Source organism: Cupriavidus sp. 21MJTG02-4 (assembly GCF_057798975.1).
In genome coordinates this window covers 95,948-120,127 of the sequence record NZ_JBYOJP010000018.1, presented here as the reverse complement: position 1 = coordinate 120,127, position 24,180 = coordinate 95,948, and the positions used below count along the sequence as shown (strand labels likewise).

Annotated in this window: 21 protein-coding genes; 15 read left to right on the top strand and 6 right to left on the bottom strand. The window is 65.8% G+C overall.

Annotated elements, in window-relative coordinates:
• The first annotated feature begins 35 nt into the window (after positions 1-35).
• From pcaD to AC3FKH_RS28315, 6 genes are all read left to right on the top strand, one after another.
• Entirely contained in the window at positions 36-839 is an 804-nt protein-coding gene (gene pcaD, locus AC3FKH_RS28340) for a 3-oxoadipate enol-lactonase (protein ID WP_488679022.1), read from the top strand.
• Between the two features lie 569 nt (positions 840-1,408).
• Complete coding sequence (locus tag AC3FKH_RS28335; RefSeq protein WP_488679021.1) at positions 1,409-2,047, top strand: response regulator; 639 nt, start codon at positions 1,409-1,411, stop codon at positions 2,045-2,047.
• Positions 2,048-2,279: 232 nt separating this feature from the next.
• Positions 2,280-2,837 carry a fimbrial protein gene (locus AC3FKH_RS28330; RefSeq protein WP_488679020.1) on the top strand — a complete coding sequence of 186 codons (558 nt, stop codon included), beginning with the start codon at positions 2,280-2,282 and terminating at the stop codon, positions 2,835-2,837.
• A gap of 62 nt (positions 2,838-2,899) precedes the next feature.
• The gene (locus AC3FKH_RS28325) at positions 2,900-3,676 is read left to right on the top strand and encodes a fimbria/pilus periplasmic chaperone (protein WP_488679019.1); all 777 of its coding nucleotides are present in this window, start codon (positions 2,900-2,902) and stop codon (positions 3,674-3,676) included.
• 113 nt (positions 3,677-3,789) lie between these two features.
• Positions 3,790-6,426, top strand: a complete 2,637-nt coding sequence (locus AC3FKH_RS28320) for a fimbria/pilus outer membrane usher protein (protein WP_488679018.1) — start codon at positions 3,790-3,792, stop codon at positions 6,424-6,426.
• Positions 6,410-7,447 carry a fimbrial protein gene (locus tag AC3FKH_RS28315; RefSeq protein ID WP_488679017.1) on the top strand — a complete coding sequence of 346 codons (1,038 nt, stop codon included), beginning with the start codon at positions 6,410-6,412 and terminating at the stop codon, positions 7,445-7,447. The genes AC3FKH_RS28320 and AC3FKH_RS28315 overlap by 17 nt, the downstream gene beginning before the upstream one ends.
• A 10-nt stretch (positions 7,448-7,457) precedes the next feature.
• Here AC3FKH_RS28315 and AC3FKH_RS28310 read toward each other — a convergent pair whose 3' ends face one another.
• Entirely contained in the window at positions 7,458-9,080 is a 1,623-nt protein-coding gene (locus AC3FKH_RS28310) for a sigma 54-interacting transcriptional regulator (protein WP_488679016.1), read from the bottom strand.
• 341 nt (positions 9,081-9,421) lie between these two features.
• Here AC3FKH_RS28310 and AC3FKH_RS28305 point away from each other — a divergent pair, with 341 nt between their 5' ends.
• The 8 genes from AC3FKH_RS28305 (at position 9,422) to AC3FKH_RS28270 (ending at position 15,768) form a co-directional block, all read left to right on the top strand.
• Entirely contained in the window at positions 9,422-9,676 is a 255-nt protein-coding gene (locus tag AC3FKH_RS28305; protein WP_488679015.1) for a phenol hydroxylase subunit, read from the top strand.
• Between the two features lie 83 nt (positions 9,677-9,759).
• Positions 9,760-10,767, top strand: coding sequence for an aromatic/alkene monooxygenase hydroxylase subunit beta (locus AC3FKH_RS28300; protein ID WP_488679014.1), 1,008 nt, complete (start codon positions 9,760-9,762; stop codon positions 10,765-10,767).
• Positions 10,768-10,784: 17 nt separating this feature from the next.
• The gene (locus AC3FKH_RS28295) at positions 10,785-11,057 is read left to right on the top strand and encodes an MmoB/DmpM family protein (RefSeq protein WP_483732212.1); all 273 of its coding nucleotides are present in this window, start codon (positions 10,785-10,787) and stop codon (positions 11,055-11,057) included.
• Between the two features lie 38 nt (positions 11,058-11,095).
• Positions 11,096-12,688 carry an aromatic/alkene/methane monooxygenase hydroxylase/oxygenase subunit alpha gene (locus AC3FKH_RS28290; protein WP_488679013.1) on the top strand — a complete coding sequence of 531 codons (1,593 nt, stop codon included), beginning with the start codon at positions 11,096-11,098 and terminating at the stop codon, positions 12,686-12,688.
• A 20-nt stretch (positions 12,689-12,708) separates the two neighbouring features.
• Complete coding sequence (locus tag AC3FKH_RS28285) at positions 12,709-13,071, top strand: phenol hydroxylase subunit P4 (protein WP_488679011.1); 363 nt, start codon at positions 12,709-12,711, stop codon at positions 13,069-13,071.
• A 31-nt stretch (positions 13,072-13,102) separates the two neighbouring features.
• Positions 13,103-14,161 carry an NADH:ubiquinone reductase (Na(+)-transporting) subunit F gene (locus tag AC3FKH_RS28280; protein ID WP_488679010.1) on the top strand — a complete coding sequence of 353 codons (1,059 nt, stop codon included), beginning with the start codon at positions 13,103-13,105 and terminating at the stop codon, positions 14,159-14,161.
• Positions 14,162-14,213: 52 nt separating this feature from the next.
• A complete protein-coding gene (catA, locus tag AC3FKH_RS28275; protein ID WP_488679009.1) occupies positions 14,214-15,131 on the top strand; it encodes a catechol 1,2-dioxygenase in 918 nt (305 codons plus the stop codon).
• A gap of 253 nt (positions 15,132-15,384) precedes the next feature.
• A complete protein-coding gene (locus AC3FKH_RS28270) occupies positions 15,385-15,768 on the top strand; it encodes a hypothetical protein (RefSeq protein WP_488679008.1) in 384 nt (127 codons plus the stop codon).
• 72 nt (positions 15,769-15,840) lie between these two features.
• Here AC3FKH_RS28270 and AC3FKH_RS28265 read toward each other — a convergent pair whose 3' ends face one another.
• From AC3FKH_RS28265 to pcaB, 5 genes are all read right to left on the bottom strand, one after another.
• A complete protein-coding gene (locus AC3FKH_RS28265) occupies positions 15,841-17,079 on the bottom strand; it encodes a hypothetical protein (RefSeq protein WP_488679007.1) in 1,239 nt (412 codons plus the stop codon).
• Between the two features lie 312 nt (positions 17,080-17,391).
• Positions 17,392-18,783 carry a 3-deoxy-D-arabino-heptulosonate 7-phosphate synthase gene (locus AC3FKH_RS28260; RefSeq protein WP_488679053.1) on the bottom strand — a complete coding sequence of 464 codons (1,392 nt, stop codon included), beginning with the start codon at positions 18,781-18,783 and terminating at the stop codon, positions 17,392-17,394.
• Positions 18,784-18,924: 141 nt separating this feature from the next.
• Complete coding sequence (locus AC3FKH_RS28255) at positions 18,925-20,313, bottom strand: class II fumarate hydratase (protein WP_488679006.1); 1,389 nt, start codon at positions 20,311-20,313, stop codon at positions 18,925-18,927.
• 26 nt (positions 20,314-20,339) lie between these two features.
• Positions 20,340-21,749: a cation:dicarboxylate symporter family transporter gene (locus AC3FKH_RS28250; RefSeq protein WP_488679005.1), complete on the bottom strand. Its 1,410-nt coding sequence runs from the start codon at positions 21,747-21,749 to the stop codon at positions 20,340-20,342.
• 27 nt (positions 21,750-21,776) lie between these two features.
• The gene (gene pcaB, locus AC3FKH_RS28245) at positions 21,777-23,150 is read right to left on the bottom strand and encodes a 3-carboxy-cis,cis-muconate cycloisomerase (RefSeq protein WP_488679004.1); all 1,374 of its coding nucleotides are present in this window, start codon (positions 23,148-23,150) and stop codon (positions 21,777-21,779) included.
• Positions 23,151-23,288: 138 nt separating this feature from the next.
• On the opposite strand from pcaB, the gene AC3FKH_RS28240 reads away from it, so the two are divergent.
• Complete coding sequence (locus AC3FKH_RS28240) at positions 23,289-24,020, top strand: GntR family transcriptional regulator (RefSeq protein ID WP_488679003.1); 732 nt, start codon at positions 23,289-23,291, stop codon at positions 24,018-24,020.
• The last annotated feature ends 160 nt before the right edge of the window (positions 24,021-24,180 follow it).

Here is a 24,180-nt window from a genome sequence, read left to right as displayed (position 1 = left end):
ACCCAAACCGTGCCCGCCGTGGCGGGCTGCCAGACATGACCCATTCCGATCTTCAAGCCCGCACCGGTACGGCCACCCGCGCCGGGGTGTCCATCCATTACACCATCGAGGGCGCCGCCGGCGCGCCGGTGCTGGTCATGTCCAATTCGCTGGGCACGACACTGCAGATGTGGGACCCGCAAATGCCGGCCCTGCTCAGGCATTTCCGCGTACTGCGCTATGACACGCGTGGTCATGGGCGCTCGTCGGTGCCGGCCGAGCCGTTTGGCATGGCCGAGCTGGGTGCCGACGTGCTCGCCGTGATGGAGCATGCCGGCGTCGGGCGGGCGCATTTCTGCGGCCTGTCGATGGGCGGGATGACCGGCATGTGGCTGGCGCGGCATCACGCCGATCGCTTCGGCCGTTTTGTGCTGGCCAATACGGCCGCGTTGATCGGGCCGGCGTCAGTCTGGGACAACCGCATTGCCACCGTGCAGCGCGAGGGGATGGCAGCCATCGTGCCGGGAGTGCTGGAGCGCTGGTTCACGCCGTCCTATCGGGCGTCGCACGCACAGGCCATGGCGCCAGTACGCGACATGCTGCTCGCGTGCGATCCGACTGGCTATACGGCCAATTGCGCGGCTGTGCGGGATGCGGATCTGCGGGATGCTTTGCCCCGGATCGCGGCAAAGATGCTGGTGATTGTTGGCGAGCAGGATGCTGCCACCACGCCCGCGCAAGGCCGCGAGGTGTCGCAGGCTGTGCCGGGAGCGGAATATCTTTCGCTCGATGCGGCCCATTTGTCGAACTGGGAGTTGCCGCAGGCGTTTGTTGACGGGGTGGTCAGTTTCTTGGCTTGAGTTGAACCGCGCGGTGGCCGCCTGCTGCCACCGGTAGTGCCCCGTCGCCCTCCAGAGGCATCAGCGTCGCCAGTGCCGACGCTTTCTCTTCCCCGTACGCGGCCAAAGATGCCGTGTCTCCCGTTTCCGCCCCCCTCAGTCGGCCCAATCATCAAAAAAATGCCCGCTCCATAAGGAGCGGGCGCCGATTTGCAGCAAGGGAAAACTCGGCTGCCCTGGGGGGAAGCGGAGTGACTAAAAATGTACTGGGAAATCTCGCGCCCCAGTCAGTCCAAAAAGAAAACCTTTCGGACAATCGACGCACTGTTGCCTCAGCAGTTCCCGCTCCATCGCTCGCAAAAAGTGTCTCAAGCTGCGCCCCAATGCACCCCCGTGCCCGGATTTCGGCGCAACCGGACACGCGCTGCAATCCTGTCTGAAATTTCCGATAGGGCATTCAGCCTTTGCCCAATATCGGGCGTTCTGTAGGAAACCTACTATCCAGTCAGCAAGCGGTTCCAGCCCGGACCATGCCGCCGGGGACTGCGCGGAACTGCTGGAAGACCCCCATTTGCAAAGGAGACCTGGCAATGATCAAGGTGTTGATTGCCGACGACCACCCGATCGTGCTGGGCGGCATGTGCCAGGAACTGGCCCGGGAACTCGGGATGCAGATGGTCGGGATGGCCAGGAACTCTACGGAACTGGTCCGCCTGCTGGAAACCACGGCCTGCGATGTCATCGTCACCGACTACTCGATGCCGGGCGGCGAGATCGGCGACGGGCTGCCGATGCTGCAGATCCTGCGACGGCGCTATCCGGCCACGCGAATCGTGGTGATCACCATGTTCGACAACCCCGCGCTGCTCCAGAGCATTCGCAAGACCGGCGTTTCCGTCATCCTCAGCAAGGCGGATCCGCTGCATCACCTGGTGCCCGCGATCCGCGCGGCGTTCAGTGGCCGTAGCTACTTTCCGCCGTCGCAGCAACCCATGGCGGAAGGCGAGATGGAAGCTGTCGAGCCGGGGCCGAGGCTGTCGCAGCGCGAACTCGAGGTGCTGCGCAAATGCGCCGCGGGTTTTTCGCTGGTGGAGATCGCGCGGCAGGCGAATCGCAGCAGCAAGACCATCAGCGCGCAGAAGAGCATGGCAATGAAGAAACTCGGGCTGACCAGCGGCTTCGAGTTGTACCAGTACGCCGTCGAACACGGCCTGCTTCCGGGCGGGTAATCGCGACAGCTTGCCAGGCTGCATCCATCCGGATTTCCCGGGGCACTTAGAAATCGCCACCGGATTAAGGGATCCCTTATTCAGGCCGCAGAGCGGCGTGAATACGATTCCACTCGTTCTGTGGCCGTGCGGCGTCATGTCGGCGCATGGCCACGAATCCAGAAGCCAGAGGGCCGCGTCAGACCGACCTGGCCCCGGTTTCGCAACTTTCCAACCTAAAGACAGATCCACAATGAATACCAAGCTCTTCACCGCACTGCTGATCGCTGGTGCGTGCATCGGTACGCCGTTTGCGCATGCATCGGATGGCACCATCATCTTCAAGGGGCAGATCACCGATACGACCTGCACCATCACGACCGGCAATGCAGGCAGCTTTACCGTGACGCTGCCCACCGTCTCCAAGACCAACCTGGCCGCCAACGGCAGCACCGCCGGCACGACGGGCTTCCAGATTGCGCTGAGCAACTGCAATCCGGCCAGTGGCAACGTCCATGCGTTCTTCGAGTCCGGCGCCAATGTGGACCCGGCCACGGGCCGCCTGGTCAACACCGATGGCGTTGGCAGCGGCGGCGCGGCCAACGTGCAGATCGGGCTGCTCAACCCGTCCAATGGCAGCCTGATCTCGATCGGCGCTTCCGACGGGACCCCACAGAATTCGCTGGCCCAGCCGATCAAGTCGGACGGCACGGCGCTGCTGCCGTATGCGGCCCAGTACGTGGCAACCGGCGGCGCGGCCGCGGCCGGCTCGGTTTCGTCGAGCGTGACCTACATCCTGTCCTACCAGTAAAGCCGCGAGGCCGGAACGAGCGCCGACATCGGCGCACCTGCTCCGGCCCCGACGAAGTTTCGATGCCCAGTTACAGCCTTTTCAGAAGGCGGCCCCTTGCCGCCGTCCTGCTTGCCACGCTGCTCCTGTTGAGCCTGGCAGCCGCCACCGCGGCCCGCGCTTCAGTGGTCATCGCGGGCACCCGCGTCATCTACAACGGCGCTCGCGACCGCGAGGTCACGATCAAGCTGACCAACGAAGGCAAAGCGCCCGCGCTGGTGCAGTCCTGGCTCGACAACGGTGATCCGTCAGCGCCGCCGGCAAGCATCAGCGTGCCGTTCGTGCTGACACCACCCGTCGCGCGCATCGATGCCGGCAAAGGCCAGAGCCTGCGCATCGTCTACACCGGTGAGCCGCTGCCTGCCGATCGGGAGTCGGTCTTCTGGCTCAACGTGCTCGAGGTTCCGCCCAGGCCGAGCGCCGAAGAGGCCGGGCCGAACAAGCTCCAGCTGGCGTTCCGTTCACGCATCAAGTTCTTCTACCGTCCCGCGGGACTGAAGGGCGAGGCGGGCGAAGCCCCGGCAAAGCTTGTCTGGCACCTGGCACGGGCCGATGACCAGCTCATGCTCGAGTGCCACAACCCGACCGCATTTCATGTCTCGGTCGTCAGCGTCGAACTGGCGGGTGGCAGCAAGCGCGCCGTCAACGATCGCGGCGTCATGGTCGGCCCCGGCGAAACCGCCCGGTTCCCGCTCAAGGGCGACGCCCCCGCCGGCCCGGACAGCAAGGTCCGCTACCACACGCTGAACGACTGGGGCGGATCGAACGACGGCGAAGCACCGCTGGCCGGCGCCAACTAGTCGTCCCCCCAAGGGCTGGCGCGTCGCGCCTGCCGGTTCCCTTTGGCCACTCCGGTCCGACAGATGCCGCTCCCTGGCAGGGCGGTGGCTGCCACAGATGTTGAGCAATCGTGATGCGAGTCAGTAGAAACTACCGCCTGTTTCCTCCGCGCCTGTGCCCGCTCTGCGTGGTGGCGTTGTCGCTGTTTGCCGCGTCGTCAGGCCGTGCGGCCACGGCGGGCCTGGCAAATATCGAATTCAATGACGAATTCCTTCGGCAGCCGGGAGGCACCAGGCTGGACATCTCGCGCTTCAACCAGGGCAACGTGCCGCTGCCAGGCACATATCGGGCAGACCTGCAGGTCAATGGCGCGTGGCTGGGCATGGTGGAGGTCGAATTGCGCCAGACCGGCGCCGATATCCGCAATGTCCAGCCTTGCTTTGACCGTACACTGCTCGACCGCGCTGGCGTGGACATCACGCGCCTTCCGCCGGAAGCTGCCGATCGCCTGGCCCGCCTGACCGCTACGGATTGCCTGACCTTGCCGGAGCTGGTGCCGGGCGCGAGCGCCGGGTTCGACAACGGCGAGCAGCGGCTTGAGCTGACCGTGCCGCAGTCCTTCATGAACCGCAGCGCGCGCGGTTACGTCGACCCGCGCTACTGGGACGAAGGGGTCAACGCCGCGCGCCTGCAGTACAACGCCAGCGTCTATCACACGGACAGCAGCGGGATGTCATCTACCCAGGGCTATGTCGGCCTGAATGCCGGCGTCAATGTGGGCGCCTGGCGGTTCCGGCACTACGGCAGCCTCTCGTACGATTCAGTCAACGGCAACCGCTACCAGTCCATCCAGACCAGCCTGCAGCGCTCCATCGTACCGTTGCGCAGCCAGCTCGTGATCGGCGATGCCTTTACCGATGGCGCGATGTTCGACAGCTTCGGCTTTCGCGGCGTGCAACTCGCCACGGACGACCGCATGCTCCCCGAATCCCAGCGTGGCTATGCGCCGACCATCCGCGGCATTGCCAGCAGCAATGCGCGCGTGCAGGTGCGCCAGAACGGCAACATCATCTACGAGACCACGGTCGCGCCCGGCGCGTTCGAGATCGACGATCTCTACGCGACCGGCTACGGCGGCGACCTGGAGGTTCTCGTGACCGAGGCGGATGGCAGCGTGCGTGCCTCGGCGGTGCCCTACGCGCCCGTGGTCAACGCGCTGCGCCCCGGGGTGTGGCGTTATGGCGTGACATCGGGCCAGTACCGGAACACGGGCGTCCACGACACGCCGCTTTTCATGCAGGCGACGGTCCAGCGCGGCATCTCCAACCTGTTCACGGGCTATGGGGGCGTGCTGGCAGCCGAGAACTATCTCTCGATCGTCGCAGGCATGGCGCTGAACACGCAATATGGCGCATTCGGGGCCGACATCACGCACGCGAACACGCGGCTGGTCAACCAGCCGGACCGTAGCGGCCAGAGCGTGCGCCTGTCCTACAGCAAGCTGGTGGCGCCGACGCGTACCAACGTGACGCTGGCCGCCTACCGGTACTCCACCAGCGGCTTCCTGAACTTTGCCGATGCCGTGGCGATGCGCAGCCAGGACAGTTCGACCACGGACCTGCTGCTGCGCGGCATCCGGCGCGGACGCCTGCAGATGACCGTGAGCCAGAGCCTGCCGGCCGGCTACGGCAATGTCTACCTGTCCGGCTCGACCCAGGACTACTGGAACCGCGGCGGCCGCGATACCCAGTTCCAGGCCGGCTACAACAACAGCTACAAGCGCGTGAGCTACGGGGTCTCGGCAACCCGGCAGATCAACCTGGGCAGCGGCAAGTGGGAAAACCGGATCATGCTGACCGTGGGCATGCCGCTGGGCAAGGCGTCGCAGGCTCCTTATGCCATGACAAGCCTGCAGAGGGATTCGTCGGGCGTCATGGGCGTGCAGGAATCAGTGACCGGCACGCTCGGCGTCGACAACAACCTGACCTATGGGCTGAACGCCAGCCACTCCAGCGGCGGCGGCAGCGCCGTTTCCAACGGCGTCGCGGCCAATGCCGGCTATGTTTCGCCCGTGGCGACGCTGACCGCCAATGCGGGCCGAAGCAACGGCTACAGCCAGCTTGGCGCGGGGATATCGGGCGGCATCGTGGCGTACGCCGGCGGCGTGACATTCATGCCGATGCTGGGCGACACCGTGGCCGTCATCGAGGCGGACAACGCCGCGGGCGCGCGCGTCACGAACGCCAATGGCCTGCGGGTGGACCCGTGGGGCCATGCCGCGGTGCCGAACCTGATGCCGTTTTCGCGCAACCAGATCGAGATCGACCCGAAGGACCTGCCGCTCAACGTGGAACTGCGCTCCACCATGCAGCAAGTCGCGCCGACGTCCGGCGCTGTGGTCCGCGTGCGTTTCGAAACCGGCAACAGTGGCCAGATCGTCATCCTGCGCGTGCGTACCGCCGACGGCAAGCCGCTCCCGTTCGGTGCCGAGGTGTCCGATAGCGACGGGAACCTGGCCGGCACCGTCGGCCAGGACGGGCGTTTTATTGCACGTGGGCTCAAACAGCAGGCCGGCGTGCTCACGGCAAAGTGGGGAGGGCAGGGCGCCAACACCTGCGAATTTGCCTACGCACTGCCGGCGACGGTCGGGCCTGCGCGCCTTGCGCTGCCGCTAGGCGACGGCGTATGCAGCGATCATCCAGTCACCGGGGACCAACCGACCCTATCCATGGGGATGTATAAGGAGCACAACGATGAAGCCGCTCAATGAACGGGCAGGTCTGAATGCGACCCTTCTTTATGGTCTGCTGGCCATCCTCACGCTGTCTGCCCCGCAGGTGGTCCAAGCCGCCTGCTCGTCAACGCCGGCCATGCCATACCTGCAGGACATGAGCAATATGGCCGTCGTGACCACGCTGCCAGTGGGCAGCGCCATCCCCGGCACGGCGCGCAACTACACCATCACCGGCACATGCGACAACGTGCCGCCTCGCGTCGTGCCTGGCGCGCCGATCATAGCCTGTTTCTACGGTACGGGCACGGAGGGCCCACCCGGCGTCTATTCGACCGGCGTCCCGGGTGTCGGCATTCGCTTGCGCAACCAGGCGGGGCAGGCCATCACCAACGGATCGGGGGGCGGGTGTGACACAAGAGGCCAGGGCCTGGGCAGTCTGAACGCGGACATGACGTACTCGGTGTCGGCCTCCATTGAGTTCGTCAAGACAGGGCCGATAAGCGGTGGCACCCTGGACCCGATGCAGACGCGGTTCGGCTTTGGCGTCTATCAGGGGGAGAACGCTGGCGCGCTGGGCGGCGGCGGAATCAACTACATCGGCTTCACCGGAACTGCGATCCCGCGGCCGATTACCTGCAATGTGAACTATCCCGCGACTGTCACACTGCAATCCGTGCGCGCGGCTGACCTGCGTCCGGCAGGGGCAACGGCAGGCACGGCGCCCTTCACCATCGGCGTCACTTGCGACAGCCCGGCCAACGTTGGAGTCACGTTCGACGGTGCCCCCGGCACGCCTGTGCAGACCGCAACTGCGGGTGTGCTCGGCGCTTCGAACGCCGGCGCGCCCGGGGCTGCCACCGGAGTCGGCTTCCAGATCGTCTCCGGCGGCAGCTACCTGCCCGTGCCGTTGCAGACGCGCAATGCATTGGGAAGCATTCAGGCCAATATCCCTGGGTCGTACAACTATGCGGTCCGGTACATCGGCCTGAATAACGGCCTGCCCGTTACCGCCGGGACAGTAACCGCCGCCGCGACGTTCACGTTCGATTACCACTAGGCCAGCGCGGTCACTTCTTCAGCCGGTAGGCCAGTTGCGGCCGCGTGATCCCCAGCATGCGCGCCGCCGATGACAGGTTGCCGCGCGTCGTGTCGATGGCGAGCTGCATCAGCCGCCCCTCGATCTGCGGCAGCGACACCTGCTGGTCCAGCAGCTTTTGCAGCAGGGCATCGGCGTCCTCGGGCGCTTCGGTGGCCTGCTGCTGGCTGGCGAACAGGTGGGAAGTGTCGATCAGCCCCGCCGCGGGCGCGAGCAGCACACCGCGCTCGATCATGTTCTCGAGTTCACGGATATTGCCGGGCCACTGGTACTGCATCAGCGCATCGCGGGCGCGCTGGCTCAGCCCGCGTACCTGCTTCTGGTAGCGCGCGTTGAAGCGCTGGATGAACGCCTGCGCAAGTTCCGGGATATCCTCGCGCCGTTCGCGCAGGGCCGGGATGGCGACCGGGTAGGTGCTGATCCGGTAGAACAGGTCCGCGCGGAACTGCCCCTGGCGGATCGCCTGTGCCAAGTTGACGTTGGTGGCCGCAATCAGCCGCACATCGATCTTGCGCGTCTCGACGCCGCCAAGCCGCTCGACTTCCGCGTTCTGCAACACACGCAGCAGCTTGACCTGTGCCGACAGCGGCAGGTCGCCGATCTCGTCGAGAAACAGCGTGCCGCCGTGCGCGCGCTCGAAGCGGCCCGGGCGTGACTGCTGTGCCCCCGTGTAGGCGCCTTTCTCGACGCCGAACAGCTCGGATTCGATCAGCTCGTGCGGGATCGCCGCGCAATTCACGGCAATGAACGGCTGCTCGGCGCGCGGGCCGTGGTCATGCAGCCAGCGCGCGAACATCTCCTTGCCTGCGCCGGTTTCTCCGGTGAGCAGTACTGTGATATGGCTATCGGCCGCGGCCGACAGCAGGCCGAAGGCTTCGCGGAACGCCGGGGACTGGCCGATCAGGTTGCCCTGGTTGGCGCCGCACAGGGTCTCGCGCAGCGTGCTGACTTCCTGCTGCAGCGTGAGCAGGTCGCTGATGACCGAGTCGGGCTCGAAGTACTTCAGGTAGTCGGGGTCGTCCCAGGCCTCGGCTGGCTTGCCGACGATGCGGCATAGCGCATCGAGGCGGCGCTGGCACTCGGTTTCCTTGTAAATGACCAGCCGGTCCATGAAGGTGCTGCTGTAGCCCGATGCATAGCCGAGCTGCACCCAGCAGCCGCCTTCCTCGCGGCTCAGTTCCTCGTTGTAGGGCGCTTCGCCTTCCCAGGAGTCCTGCCAGAGAAACTCGCCATAGAAGTGGCCGGTGTCGCGGTCGATCTCCAGCCGCACCGGGTCCACGCGTGTCACGCCTTCCAGCATGTGCAGTTGCGGGCCAAGCAGGAACGCGTCGTTGGGCGACGTCTCGAGTTCCTCCTTGCGTTCGCGCTTGACCATCTCGGCGTCCCGCATGCCCTGCGCGTAGCCCATGCGGATCAGCAGACCCTTGCCGCGTTCCAGGCCCAGCGTATCGAGGATCTCCTTGCGCAAGTAGCTCAGGGCCTCGGTGTGCATCAGCACCATGCGGGAATCGCCGAGCCGTATCTGTGCGGCCTTGGGGTCGATCGTCAGCAGCGAAGCCAGGTCGAATGGCGGCTGCTTGGGGGGGGCGGTCATCTCCATCTCCAGAATGCCTGCGGGCGCGAATCGATCCGGAGAGGAACGTCCTTGGCCTCGGTTTTTCCGTAGCCTAACACGCGGTTTCGCGAGCCAGGCAAGCGAGGGGATTCCCCGTGGACAGCATGGTGCGTCGCAATATCCGTGGATTTGATCATTTGATGAAAACAGGCTTGATCCCCTCATCAAATCATCAAGCGGGCGCGCCGGGGCAACGCCTCGGAATTTCCCGCAATCCCTTGTGCCATGCGGCTTGGCAGCCGGTGGCACGGCCTTCGCTATATGTCTCCACACCCAGAACCATGCACACCCACCGATGTGCATCGCAGCAGGAGCGAGACATGACCACACCGTTTGTCCATGCCAGCGTCCCGGCCGGCGGACGTGCCCAGCCCTACGTCCGGGTGACCGCGCGCGATGAACACTGGGTCGAGTTCGAGTTCTCGCTCGGCGACCCGGCGCTCTACGTGGAGCTGGTCATGCGCCCCGACCAGTTCTCCGCGTTCTGCGCCACGCAGTGCGCCATCACGGTGTCGCACCTGCTGGGCCGCGCACTGGAATTCGAGCGCGACAAATGGAGCGAAACCGTGGCCTGACGCCGCGGCCTATCCGAACACCGATCCGAACACCGATCCGAACACCGATCCGAACACCACAAGGGAGACAGGAGCAACCCACCATGCAAATCGATATCCGTACCGACAGCGTCAGTCCGATCCGCCAGACCTTCGCCAACCTGCAACGGCGCCTGGGCGCCGACAAGCCGGCCACGCGCTACCAGGAGGCGATGTACGACCTGCAGCCGGAGACCAGCTTCCATTACCGCCCGCTGTGGCAGCCGCAATACGAGCTCTACGACGTGCGCCGCACGCAGGTGGTCATGCAGGACTGGTACGCGCTGAAGGATCCGCGCCAGTTCTACTACGGCACGTACGTCAACGCCCGTGCGCGCCAGCAGGACGCGATGGAGAAGAACCTGGACTTCGTCGAGAAGCGCGGCCTGCTGGCATCGCTGCCGGCGCCCCTGCGCGAACTGCTGACGCTCGGCGTGGTGCCGCTGCGCCATGTCGAGTGGGCGGCGAACATGAACAACGCCGCGATCACGGCCTATGGCTACGGCTCGGCCATCACCGAAGCCGCCATGTTCCACACCATGGATCGCCTGGGCATTGCGCAGTACCTGACCCGCATCGGCCTGCTGGTCGGCGACAAGGCGGCGGTCGAAGCCGCCAAGACGGCATGGATGGAAGACCTGGCCTGGCAGCCGTTGCGCCATGCGCTCGAAGACCTGATCGTGCGTGAGGACTGGTTCGAACTGCACGTGGCGCAGAACCTCGTGATGGACGGGCTGCTTTACCCGCTGGTCTACCAGCGCCTGGATGCGCGCCTGTCCGCCGAAAGCCCCGCGTTCTCGCTGGTCACTGACTTCATGATCGCCTGGTATGCCGAGACCACGCGCTGGGTCGATGCAACGGTGAAGACAGCCGCGCAGGAATCTCCCGCGAATGCCGGCGTGATCGCGGGCTTCGCCTTTGCATGGCTCGACCGCTTCCAGCACGCGCTGGCCCCGCTGGCACGCCGCCTGTTCGCCGACGAAGCCGATGCGGCGCTCGGTGAAGCGGTTGCCGCGCTGGACAAGCGCCTTGCGGGGCTGGGGCTGATCCGCCCCACCGACGCCGTTGCATGACACCAGGGACGAACGCCATGACCGCACAGATCGTATTCATCGCCCTGCAGGCCAACGAAGAGATGCGTCCCGTCATCGACGCAATCGAGGCCGACAACCCGCACGCCACCATCAACCGCTATCCGGCCATGGTCAAGATCGACGCACCGGGGCGCCTGGAAATCAACCGCGCCAGCGTGGAAGAGCGCATCGGCCGCGCGTGGGACGTGCAGGAACTGCAGCTCGGCCTGATTTCGCTGGCCGGCAATATCGACGAAACCGAAGACCAGTTCGTACTGGCCTGGCACTGAGCCGCAAGTCGAACCGCAAGAACACTGGAGACAAGGACATGACCACCGCCACTGCAATCGCCACCGCCGCGCGGCAGGCTACCCGGCCCAAGCTCTCGCTCAAGGAGAAGTACGCGATCCTCACGCGCGACCTCGGCTGGGAAACCACCTACCAGCCCATGGATGCCGTATTCCCGCACGACAAGTTCGAAGGCATCGTGATCCATGACTGGGACGGCTGGGAAGACCCGTTCCGCCTGACCATGGACGCGTACTGGAAATTCCAGTCCGAGAAGGAGCGCAAGTTGTACGCGATCATCGACGCGTTCCAGCAGAACAACGGCCAGCTCAATGTCAGCGACGCGCGCTACGTCAACGCGCTCAAGCTGTTCCTGACGGGCGTGTCGCCGCTGGAGTATGCGGCGCACCGCGGCTTTGCCATGGCCGGGCGCACGCTGCGCGGCGTGGGCGCGCGCGTGGCGTGCCAGATGCAGTCGATCGACGAGCTGCGCCACTGCCAGACCCAGGTCCACACCATCAGCCACTACAACAAGTACTTCAACGGCTTTTCCGACTGGCGCCACCTGCATGACCGGCTGTGGTACCTGTCGGTGCCGAAGTCGTACTTCGAAGACGCCATGACGGCGGGGCCGTTCGAGTTCATCACGGCGATCTCGTTCTCGTTCGAGTATGTGCTGACCAACCTGTTGTTCATGCCCTTCATGTCGGGCGCGGCCTACAACGGCGACATGGCCACGGTGACCTTCGGCTTCTCGGCGCAGTCCGATGAATCGCGCCACATGACGCTCGGGCTCGAAGTGGTGAAGTTCATGCTGGAGCAGGACCCGGCCAACCGTCCGATCATCCAGAAGTGGATCGACAAGTGGTTCTGGCGCGGCTACCGGCTGCTGACGCTGGTGGCGATGATGATGGACTACATGCTGCCCAGGCGCGTGATGAGCTGGAAGGAAGCCTGGGAAATCTACTTCGAGCAGAACGGCGGCGCGCTGTTCGCCGATCTTGCGCGCTACGGCATCCGCATGCCCAAGTATCACGAGCAGGCCGCGAAGGAGAAGGACCACCTGTCGCACATCGCCTGGTCGATCTTCTACAACTTCAACCACGCCGCAGCGATCCACACCTGGGTGCCGGAGGCGTCCGAAATGACGTGGCTGGCCGAGAAGTATCCCGACAGCTTCGACAAGCACTACAAGCCGCGCTTCGATTACTGGCAGCGGCAACAGGAGGCCGGCCAGCGCTGGTACAACCCCGGCCTGCCGATGCTGTGCCAGGTGTGCCAGATCCCGATGGCTTTCACCGAGCCCGACGACCCGACGCAGATTTGCTACCGCGAGGCCGAGCACGACGGCGACCGCTACCACTTCTGCTCGGACGGCTGCCGCGACATCTTCGTCGACGAGCCCGAGAAGTATGTGCAGGCCTGGCTGCCGGTGCACCAGATCTTCCAGGGCAACTGCGGCGGCGCGACGCTGCCCGAGGTGCTCGACTGGTACCACCTGAGCCCGGCCGACCGCGGCGACTTCGCCGATTCGCAGGACCGCGCCAACTGGGACCGCTGGACCGGTGCAGCAGGCACGCCAGCAGCGGAGCAGGGCGGCAGCGCGCCGTGCTGCGACCACGGACACGACTGAACCCCACACCGGAGACCATCATGCCAGTCATCGCACTGAATCCCGGCTACGCGGGCGAAACCCGCGACCGCGTCGAAAACTTCCACGGCAACCAGCTGGTGTACTTCGGCTGGGACCAGCACCTGCTGTTCTGCAGCCCCTTCACGCTGCCGCTGCCACCTGACATGCCGTTCGGCGCCCTGGTCAGCGACGTCATCGCACCGCTGCTGGCCGCCCATCCGGAAGGCGCCGCCATCGACTGGACGCAGGCGCAGTGGCTGCGCGGCGGCGCGCCGTTCGCGCCCGATGCCGCGGCCAGCCTGACCGCCAACGGCCTCGCGCACAAGTCGCTACTGCGCCTGCGCACGCCCGGCCTGAACGGCATTGGCGGCTCCTGCAACTGACGCTGTCGCACAAGGCAACACGGAGGCTGACATGACCTACCAACTGACCATCGAACCACTCGGCCAGACCATCGACATCGAAGAGGGCCAGACCGTGCTCGACGCATGCCTGCGCGCGGGCGTTTGGCTGCCGCATGCCTGCGGCCACGGCCTGTGCGGAACCTGCAAGGTGCAGACCCTGCAAGGCGAACTCGACCATGGCGAGGCCTCGCCGTTCGCCCTGATGGATTTCGAGCGCGACGAAGCGAAGTGCCTGGCCTGCTGCGCCAGGCCGATGTCGGACATGGTGATCGAAGCGGACATCGAGCCCGACCCCGACGCCCAGTGCCTGCCGCTGCTGGACTTCACCGCGGAAGTGGCCCGCATCGACGCGCTCACGCCAACCATCAAGGGCGTTTTCCTGCGCATCGAAGGCGAGCCGCTGCAGTTCCAGCCGGGGCAGTACGTCAATGTGTGGATCGGCAAGGAAGCCACGCCGCGCGCATTCTCGATTGCCAGCGCGCCGGCGGCGGGCGAGATCGAGCTGAACATCCGCCTGGTCCCGGGCGGCAGTGCGACCACCTATGTGCATGAGCAGTTGCAGGTCGGCGAACGCCTGCAGCTATCCGGCCCGCTGGGCCGCTTCTTCGTGCGCAAGAGTGATCCACGGCCGCTGGTGTTCATGGCCGGCGGCTCGGGGCTGTCGAGTCCGCGCTCGATGATCCTGGACCTGCTGGCATGCGGCGATCCGCGCGAGATCGTGCTGGTGCAAGGCGCGCGCAATGCCGGCGAGCTGTACTACCGGGAAGCATTCGAGGCGCTCGCGCAGCAGCACGACAACTTCACCTACCTGCCAGTGCTCTCAGGCGAGCCCGAGCAAAGCGCGTGGAGCGGCGAACGCGGCTATGTCCACGACCTGGCCGGGCGCCACTTCAGCCACGACTTCCGCGGCTGGCGCGCCTACCTGTGCGGGCCGCCGCCAATGATCGAGGCCTGCATCGCCACGCTGATGCAGGGCCGGCTGTTCGAGAAAGACATCTTCACCGAGAAGTTCCTGTCGGCGGCCGACGCGAGCCAGGCCACCCGCAGCCCGCTGTTCCGCTCGCTTTGACATCGACAACGTTCCCCATATCACTTCACCCACAAGGCCATAGGAGACAACCATGGACAAGATCGCCATCGACGCCGTACTGAACCGCATCGAAGAGACCACCGGCCAGGATGCCAATCCGCGCATCGCCGCGATCGTGCACCGGATGGTGCGCGACCTGTTCCACATGATCGAGGATCTCGACATCCAGCCCGAGGAGTTCTGGGCCGGCCTCAACTATCTGGCCGAGGCGGGCCGCAGCGGCGAACTCGGCCTGATCGCGCCCGGCCTGGGCTTCGACCATTTCCTGGACCTGCGCATGGACGAAGCCGAGGCGCGCGCGGGCATTAGCGGCGGCACGCCGCGCACCATCGAAGGCCCGCTGTACGTGGCCGGCGCGCCGGTCGCGCAGGGCGAAGCCCGGCTTGACGACGGCACCGACGATGGCGAGGTGCTGGTGATGGAAGGTCGGGTATTCGACGAAACCGGCAAGCCGCTGCGCAATGCGAACGTAGAGGTCTGGCATGCGAATTCGCTGGGCAACTACTCGTACTTCGATCCGACCCAGAGCGCGTTCAACCTGCGCCGCACCATCGTCACCGATAGCGAAGGGCGCTATCGCCTGCGCAGCATCGTGCCGGTGGGCTACAGCGTGCCGCCGGGCGGCGCCACCGACCGCCTGCTCAAGAAGCTGGATCGCCACGGCACGCGTCCGGCGCACATCCACTTCTTCGTTTCGGCACCGGGCCACCGCAAGCTGACCACGCAGATCAATATCGATGGCGATCCCTATCTGTGGGACGACTTCGCCTTTGCCACGCGCGAAGGGCTGGTGCCGCCGGTAACGCGCATCGACGACGCGGCCGCGATGCAGGCGCTCGGCATCGACAAGCCGTTCTCGCTGATCCGCTTCGACTTCACGCTGCATGCCGACAACGCGGGCGCCCCGCAGGCCGAAGTGGCTCGCCAGCGGGCGGTGGCAGCGATGTAAAAGGGCGCTGGTCCCGAGGGAGGATTTTCGTTGGCTCCGCACCAACAGGGCAAGGCAGCGGCACCGCCGGGAAAATCATCGGGTCCGGCTAGTATCCAGCCTCGTCGCGCAAGGCGTGGTGTCCCGCTCACAAATTGCAGTGCAACGCGGACCGGCCAGGCGGCAATGGGCCGGTTCGCGCACAAAGCCCCGATATTGGCCGGAAACTTGCTTCTCCTGCTGTGTGAAGCCACTCGCACAGTCTGGAGGTTCCATGCACGCGCGCATCACTGCCCACAAGGGGATTCTGGTTGTCGAACTGGTGCAGAACCAGGTGACGGAGGACGGCGGCCGTTCAAGCCCGGACAAGCTGCGCAACCTGGGCACGATTGTCCATGACACCCGACGCTATCTTGGCGTGTCGAACGAAGCACTGGCATTGCTGAAGGTCGTCAAGCGCGGCCTCGACCGCATTGGCGATTTCGCCTGGTTCCGAAGCGACGATGGCATGGATCATTTTGCCTGGCTTGGCGGGCCCAAGCGGCTGGTCGACCCGAAGGAAGTGGCGACGGCCCGCACTTACGAGATCCTTGCGCACCAGGTCATTCCGAACGAGGTTCCCGAGGGCGCAAAGGCCGCCATCGAAGCGAACTTCTGAACGCCAGAGCGGCGGCAGGATTTGCATCCCGCCGCCGCCCTGGCACCTCCGCTCCCCTGTTTGAGCCTGGCCTTATTTCACGCAGGCCAGATTGACAGCAAGCCCACCCCAACCGGTGGCCTGGTTGGTGTTGAGCTGCACCTGCAGCTTGTCGCCATGGTTGACGGTCCCCGCCGGCATTTGCTGGTTGCAGCTTTGCTGCCCGTTGCTGATGCGGCAGCTCAGGTTGCCGACCGGGGTGCTGGTCGCACCCGCCCCCGAACCCGTGACCTTGTAGACCGCCATGGTGAGGCTTCCGGTGGGCTTGCCGAGCGTGGACGCGGTCAGCTTGACGCTGGTGCAGTCATAAGGAATCACGACGGCGAAGTCCGACGGCAATGCCACCGCTCCCCCGGCACCCGTCATGACATACAGTCCGCGGCTGAGCGAGTCCGGCACGTTGAAGTTGCCGTTGTAGACGGTCGGTACGGTAGCGCCCGTGGTCGGCCAATGGCCACCCGCCTTGGGCCCATACAGCGTGCCGGTCGATGTATCGAAGTAGAAGTCGCCATCGACGCCGATGCCGTCGGTCGGCGCGCCGCTGCCGTAGATTACGTGGCCGCCGTTGCCGACAGGGGTGCCTCCGGTGCCGCCAGTGCCGCCACTGCCACTGCCGGGCTGGCCGGCCAGCACCACGCCTGCTGGCCATTGGCCGTTGACCTTGGGTCCGTAGAGCGTCCAGGTATCGGTGTCGAGGTAGTAGTCGCCATTGGCGCCGATATCGTTGCCCGGCGCCCCGTGGCCGGTCAGGACCGTGCCGCTACCGCTTCCCGATGAACCGCCACCGAGCGGCACGCCCGGTGGCCAGGTGCCATCGGCCTTCGGCCCGAACAGCGTCCCGGTCGAGGTGTTGATGTAGTAGTCGCCGTTATTGCCAACGGTATTGGTCGGGTCCACCGAGCCGGTCAGGATCGTGCTGCCGGCGGTACCGGTATTGCCCGGTGCGCCCGTATCCCCCTTGGCTCCCGGAGATCCTGCGACCGCAACGCCGGGAGGCCACGCGCCGTTTGCCTTGGGCCCGAACAGCATCCCGGTGGTGGTGTTCACATAGAAGTCCCCGTCCTTGCCGATATCGGGCCCCGGATCGGTGGTGCCTGACAGCAAGGCGCTGGTGGACGCAGTCGGCGTCGTCACAGGCGCGGTGGTGCTGGAGCCTGGAGCCGCCGTGGTAGCGGCCGGCGCCGAATCGCCACCGCCTCCGCCACAACCAGCAACAACGATGGCCAGGCATGCGAGTGGCAAGACTGCCAGCTTCACGTGGATATGTTTCATGACCTCTCCCCGGATTGTGCGAATGATCGAAGTTCGATGGCACTTCTTCGACGCCAGCGATGCGTTCAATCTAGTCGCGCGACAGGGAGGCGGAAATACGCTCTATGGACGAGCCGCGCATGGTCCAGAGTGCTGACCATCGGCATGGAAAAGGTCGGGTTTTCCCGCGGAAAAGTCGTGGTTTACGGTCCGGCACCCCGACTGCCGATGGAGGCCGATCAGGCAACCCCACGAAGGGGGATAGCAAAAGTGTGAGTCAGAATTGAAACGGGTGAGCGGGGAAGGCGGGGGCCAGCACTTTCGATCGGGCCCTCAACCCTTGCCAACGGCCCGGTCGATCGCATGAAGCAGGTCTTCGGTATGGACCATCAACTCGCGCACCTGCCGCAGCGTCGAATACTGGTTGAGCACCGTTTTCCAGCGCTCGGCTTCCAGCAACGGAAGCCAGAGCGGTTCAAGGTCCCCGGCATCCGCAGGCTCGTTTGCCGCCAGGTGGCTGGCGAATGCCAGGCTCTCGTCCGCCGACAGGAGTTGCATGCGACTCGCCGCGCCGAGCAGGCGCGGGGCCGTCTCCGCGCGGGCGTCGCAGCAATAGAGCACCGTACGCGCCAGGGTGGGCGCGGCACGGAGCGCGGCAAGCGCGGCGCCGCGCAGGCGCACCGTTCCCTCGTGGGAGGCGAACGCATAAGCCGCATCGTCCTTCGCGTGGGCAAGCAGGCGCAGGCCGCGCAGCAGGCGCGGAAAGTCCGTGGTCGCCGCGTCCACGGACGCCTTGACCTCGACGAGCAGGCAGGCATCCCAGGCTGGCACGCCATCGGCCGGAACAGACTGGCGTAGCAAGACCACGTCCCATTCGGTCTTTGCGCGTTCATGGCTCGCGGGAATCGAAGCGGGGACGCGCAGCGAAGTCACGACGCGATAGCGCGCACCGTCGCCCTTCGCCTCGTTCAGGCGCTGCGCGAGGATCTGGAGCACTTGCGCCGCCAGGGCCTCGGCGCCAGCTCCGCGTTGCTGCGCTGAAACGCCCTGTGCAACCGCTGTCGCGCTTCCCGGGCGGGGACCGGCCCGATCCCACAGGGATGCATGCCGACGCACCAGCTCGTCCGCTTGCAGGGCTTCGATGCGCAGCAAGCGCTGCAGGGCAGGGTTGTCCAGCAGCCGCGTCAGGGCGAGCGCAATGGGCGAGCCGTTCTCGCTATCCGCCGCACCAATGAGGCGTTGGGCGATGCCGCGCAGCGATGACCATGATGAAGCGGCCGCCGACGCATGCAGGTCTGCCAGCGTTTCACGCTGCCAGCCTGGCGCCATGCGTTGTTGCCGGTTCGGGTGGGCCACGGCGTTCACGGCAGCCAGGACCGCGCGCCGGTCGCCCTCTGCGCGCGCCGACAGCGACGCGAACTCGCGCACGGGCGCTGCCCGGTGCCGAAGCACCATGGCCTGGAAGACCGGGTCGCCGGAATCGGGGTGAATGGCTTCCCGGATCATGTCCGCGAGCGCGTCGGCAAACTGGCGCTTCAGCGAACCGTCCGGCAACTTGCCGTGGGCCAGAGACAGTCGCGCCTGCTCGATGGCCATCGCGACCCGCTCCGCGGGGAGGGCTTCGCGGATCTGGCCCGATGGAACGGGCGTCTCAGGCACCTGGTAGCGCCGGGTGACGGTGCGCAGGATTTCGTCCAGGAGGGGCGGGGATGGCGTTGCGGTGATCACGGTGGCGACAGGGGGAATCAGGGAGAAGGCGCTGCATGGTTTGCGTTGCCGTTCCCGTTGCGGCCTGACGCGGGAGTCTCGGCAAGCGTCAGGATAGCCGGTTCGCGCGGCCCCGTCGTTCGAACCCGCCTCGTCCGATCATCTTCCTGCCATGCGCCGGAGATCCACCAGCCTGTCGAAGGTTTCCCCATCCAGCAATCCAAGCTCGATCGCCGCCGCGCGGGGCGTGATCTTGCGGCGCGTGGCGTGGCGCGTAATGGCAGCCGCCTGGTCGTATCCGATGACCGGATTCAGCGCCGTGACGGCCAGCAAGGGGCTCCGCAGATCCCGGGCCAGCCGCTCGCCCGCCGGCTCAATGCCCGGGATCAGGCGCGTGGCCACCACGTTCGCACAATCCGCGAGCAGCCGGATCGACTGCAGCACGTTGTAGACCAGCACGGGCTTCGCGACGTTCAATTCGAAGTTGCCGGACGAGGCCGCCATGGTCACCGTCACGTGGTTGCCCGCGACCTGCATGGCCGCCTGCACCATGACTTCCGCGATGGTGGGATTGCGCTTGCCCGGCATGATGGACGACGTCAGCCCGTCTTCAGGCAGCAGCAGTTCGCCCAGCCCCGAGTTCGGGCCGGAGCTCATCCAGCGCAGGTCATTGGCGATCTTGGTGAACGAGGCGGCAATCACGTTGAGCACGCCGGAGAGTTCCAGCAGCGCATCGTGCGCCGCCATGCCCTCGACCTTGCAGGGATTGGGTCGGAATGCGAGGCCGCTCAGCCGGCTGGCCTCCTCGCAGAAGGCATGGTCGAAGCCGGGCGGGGCGTTCAGGCCGGTGCCCGCGGCGGTGCCCCCTTGCGGCAGCACCAGCAAGCGCGGCATGGCGTCGCGCAGGCGCGCGAGCGCGTTGTCGACCTGCGCCGCGAAGCCGTCAAAGCTGCGGCCAAGCGTGGTCGGTACTGCGTCCATGAGGTGGGTGCGGGCCATCTTGAGCACGTCGGCGAACGCGGCGGCGCGCTCGCGCAAGCTGTCGCGCAGGCCGCCAAGCGCCGGGACGAGCCGGTCTTCCAGCTCGATCGCCGCGCTCAGGTGCATGACCGACGGGAAACTGTCGTTGGAGGACTGCGAGGCATTCACGTGGTCGTTCGGATGGACGGGCGATTTGGTGCCCAGCTGCTGCCCCAGCCGTTCGTTGGCCCGGTTCGCGATGACCTCATTGGCATTCATGTTGGTCTGCGTGCCGGAACCGGTCTGCCAGATCGTCAGCGGAAAATGATCGTTGAAGCGGCCGCTGCGCAGTTCCGCGGCGGCAGCGACAATGGCGTCGCCGAGCGCGGCATCGAGCACGCCACAACGCAGATTGGCCTGAGCGGCGGCCATCTTGTGCAGGCCGAAAGCATGGATCAGGCAGCCGGGGAAGCGTTCCTCCCCCACCTCGAATACGCCGAGTGCGCGCTGCGTCTGCGCGCCCCAGTAGCGGTCGGCGGGAATGTCCACCGGACCGAAGGCGTCATGCTCCGTGCGGTACGTTGCCATGTTCGTGTTCGTTCCTGTGGTGACGTTCAGTGGGCGCCGGCGCGCTGCATCGGGATGCCCGACGAATGGGGGTTGGCGGCGTTGGCGTCGTCGCCCAGCAGCGTGCCGTCGTCAAGCGCCGCATCGGCGGCGGCCATGTCGGGATAGCGCTCCGGATACAGGTGGCGCTTCGCGGTCTCGGCATCGAAGGTGCCGGACCACTTGGCCACGACCACGGTCGCGACGCTGTTGCCGATCGTGTTGCAGGTGGAAATCGCCATCGACAGGAAGCGGTACACGCCGAAGATCACCGCCAGGCCCTCGACCGGCAGCACCCCGGTCGACGTCACGGTTGCGGCGAACACCACGAAGGAACCGCCCGACACCGTGGCCGCGCCCTTCGACGTCAGCAGCATCAGCACGAGAATGCCGAGCTGGTGGTCGAGCGTGAGCGGTACCCCATAGGCATGCGAGATGAACATCACGCCCATCGCCATGAAGATCGACGTGCCATCGAGGTTGAAGGCATAGCCGGTCGGCAGGACCAGGCCGACGGTCTGCTTGGCGCAGCCCAGCCGCTGGAGCTTGATCAGCAGGCGCGGCAGGGCGCTTTCCGACGATGCCGTGCCGAGCACGATCAGGATTTCATCCTTGATGTACCGCAGGAAGCGCCACAGGCTGAATCCGGCCAGCTTGGCCACGATGCCGAGCACGACGGCGATGAACAGCACCACCACCGCATAGAAGCTCAGGACGAACTGCGCCAGCGCGACCAGCACGGCGACGCCGTTGCTGCCGACCGAGTAGGCCACCGCGCCGAATGTGCCGATCGGCGCCAGCTTCATGACCAGGTTGATGAACGAGAACAGGACTTCCGAGATGGTGTCGAGACCGTCGTTGATCCTGGCGCGGCGCGTCTCCGGAATGGCAAGGATGCCGATGCCGACCATCACCGCCAGCACCACCACCTGGAGCAGTTCGCCCTTGGCGAAGGCGCCGACGAAATTGTCGGGCACGATATGCATCATGAACTCCAGGAAACCCTGCGGCGCGGCGGCCTTCGCGGCCGGCGTGGCGGCGCTGCCGGCGACGTGCGACATGCCCTTGCCGATTTCCAGCAGGTTGCCGGCGAGCATGCCGATCAGCAGCGCAATGGTCGAAATGACCTCGAAGTAAAGGATCGAGCGCCAGCCCACGCGCCCGGCGCTCTTCACGTCGCCGGCCGAGGCGATGCCGTGCACGATGGTCAGGAACACCAGCGGCGCCACGCCGGCCTTGATCAGCGACAGGAACATATCGCCGAGCAATTTCAGCTTCGACGCGAATGCCGGGAACGCAAAGCCGACGGCGATGCCGAGGATCAGCGAAACGAGCACCTGCATGCCGAGCTTGCGATACCAAGGCAGCCGCGGGGCAGCCGGCGGCGCGGCAGGGGTCTGGATGGTCTGGTCTTGCATGTTGTCTTCCTCCACCGGGGTTCGTGCTCAGGCCACCTGGCCTGAAAGTTCGATGGCGCGATCCACCATCTGCGGGGCGAGCCCCAGGTAGTTGGCCGGGTCGCACAGGCGCTCGATCGCCGCGCGGTCAAAATGCTCGGTCACGGCGGGCAGGGCGCACAGCGCTTCGGCCAGCGTGCCGCCGGCTTCATTGACGGTGCGGCAAGCGTCGTAAACCACGTCGTGGGCCTGCTGGCGGCCAATATGCGGCGCCATGCCCATCATCACGGCCTCGGCCACGATCAGGCCATTGGTGATGCCAAGGTTGTGCTTCATGCGCGCGGTGTCCACCACGAGTCCACCGAGCGCAAACTTCGCCTGGTGCAGGGCGCCGGAGGTCAGGATGAAGCTTTCCGGAATGGCGATCCACTCCGCATGCCAGGGGCCGGTGGCGCGTTCGAAATCCTGCACCATCGCGTCAACCATCAGGCCGGCGTGCTGGCGCACGGCCTTTGACGCCGCCAGCATCAGTTCGCTGGAGATCGGGTTGCGCTTCTGCGGCATCGTGCTGCTGGCGCCACGGCCCTTCACGAACGGCTCATAGACTTCCGCGAATTCCGTCGACGCCATGATCATGATGTCGAGCGCGATCTTGCCCAGCGAGCCGGTGACCAGCGCGAGCAGGTTCACGGCTTCGGCGAAGCCGTCGCGCGCCACGTGCCAGGTGGTGGCCGGCACGCCCAGGCCCAGTTCCCCGGCCAGCGCGCGCTGCACCGCGAAGCCCTTGTCTCCGAGCGACGCGAGCGTGCCGGCCGCGCCGGCGAACTCCACCACGGCCACGCGCGGACGCAGTTCGGCAAGGCGCTGCTGGTGGCGGTCGAACATCGCCAGCCAGATCGCGGTCTTGTAGCCGAAGGTGACGGGCAGCGCCTGCTGCAGGTGCGTCCGGCCGGCCATCGGGGTATTGCGGTGCTTCGCCGACAAATCGGCGAGAATGGCGCGCAGTTCGCGGATGTCGGCGTCGACGCTGTCCAGCGCATCGCGGACCTGGAGCGCGACCGCGGTGTCCATGATGTCCTGCGTGGTAGCGCCCCAATGCACGTAGCGGCCGGCTTCGCCGCACATCGTCACGAGCTGGTGCACCAGCGGCAGGATCGGGTAGCCGACAATGTCGGTTTCCTCGCGCATGTGGTCGAAGTCGATCCGTTCGATGTTCGACTCGCGCGCGATGACCTCGGCAGCTTCAGCCGGAATCACGCCGACACGCGCTTCCGCCTTGGCCAGGGCGACCTCGACGTCGATGTAGCGCTGGACAAGCGCGCCGTCGGAGAAGATGGCTCGCATTTTCTTGGTGCCGAAAGCGTCGCGGAAGAGTGCGGAGTCGACAACGGTGCTGGCGGCGGGAATAGCGTAGAGGGACATGTTGCTACCTTGTGGCAAGAGATCGGGTTCGCTAATATGTTCGAACATGTTGAGCATTAAATATGTTCGAACATATTTATGAAATAAGGGTTTACCCCCTGAACCGATTGCCATGACAACGGATGTAGCCGGAACCAGATGAGCAGAACCAACTCGGCGGAGATCGCCAGGCAACTTCTTGACGGCATCGTCGGCGGCCAGTTTCCCGTCGGGTCGCTGCTGCCCACGGAGTTCGAGCTATGCGAGCAGTTCAACGCGAGCCGCTACACGATCCGCGCGGTGCTGCAGGAATTGCAGGACCAGGGCCTGGTGTCGCGGCGCAAGAACGTGGGCACGCGGGTGGAGGCGTCGCGGCCCAAGGCGAAATTCCGGCCCACGCTGGCGTCGGTCGACGACCTGGTCCAGTTCGGGGTCGAACATTCGCGCCGGGTGCAATCGGTGGAGATCGTCAGCGTGGCGGGGGAACTCGCGCGCGACATCGGCTGTGCGGAAGGCACGCCGTGGCTGCGGATCTCCAGCATCCGCCTGGACGAAGGGCCTGCCGCCTCGCCGATGGCGTGGACGGACATCTATATCGACCCGGCCTACACGGACATTGGCGAGCTGGTGACCACGTCACCGGAGCTGGTCAGTACGCTGATCGAGTCGCGCTATGGCCGGCAGATCGCCGAGATCGAACAGGACGTGCGCGCCTCGACGCTTGCGGACGCGCGTGTCGCCAAGGCGCTCGGGCTGGAGGCGGGCGCGGCCGTGCTCAAGATCCTGCGCCGCTATCTGGACGCGGCCGGCGAAGCGTTCGAGTTCTCGGTGACGGTGCACCCCGCGGACAGCTTCTCGCTGTCGATGCGGCTAAAGCGCTCGACCGGATAAGCGACGCCACCGCGGCAAGATCGTCGTCCATCGAATTCCGGTCTCACCGCAAAGTCCTATCCTTGAAGGACGAGGGTATTGGACGCATCGCCGGGCCGCGCTCGCGCCACGCGCGAGGCGCCTCGCCAGCGTTGCGGTACAGGCAGCAGGACGGTGGCGA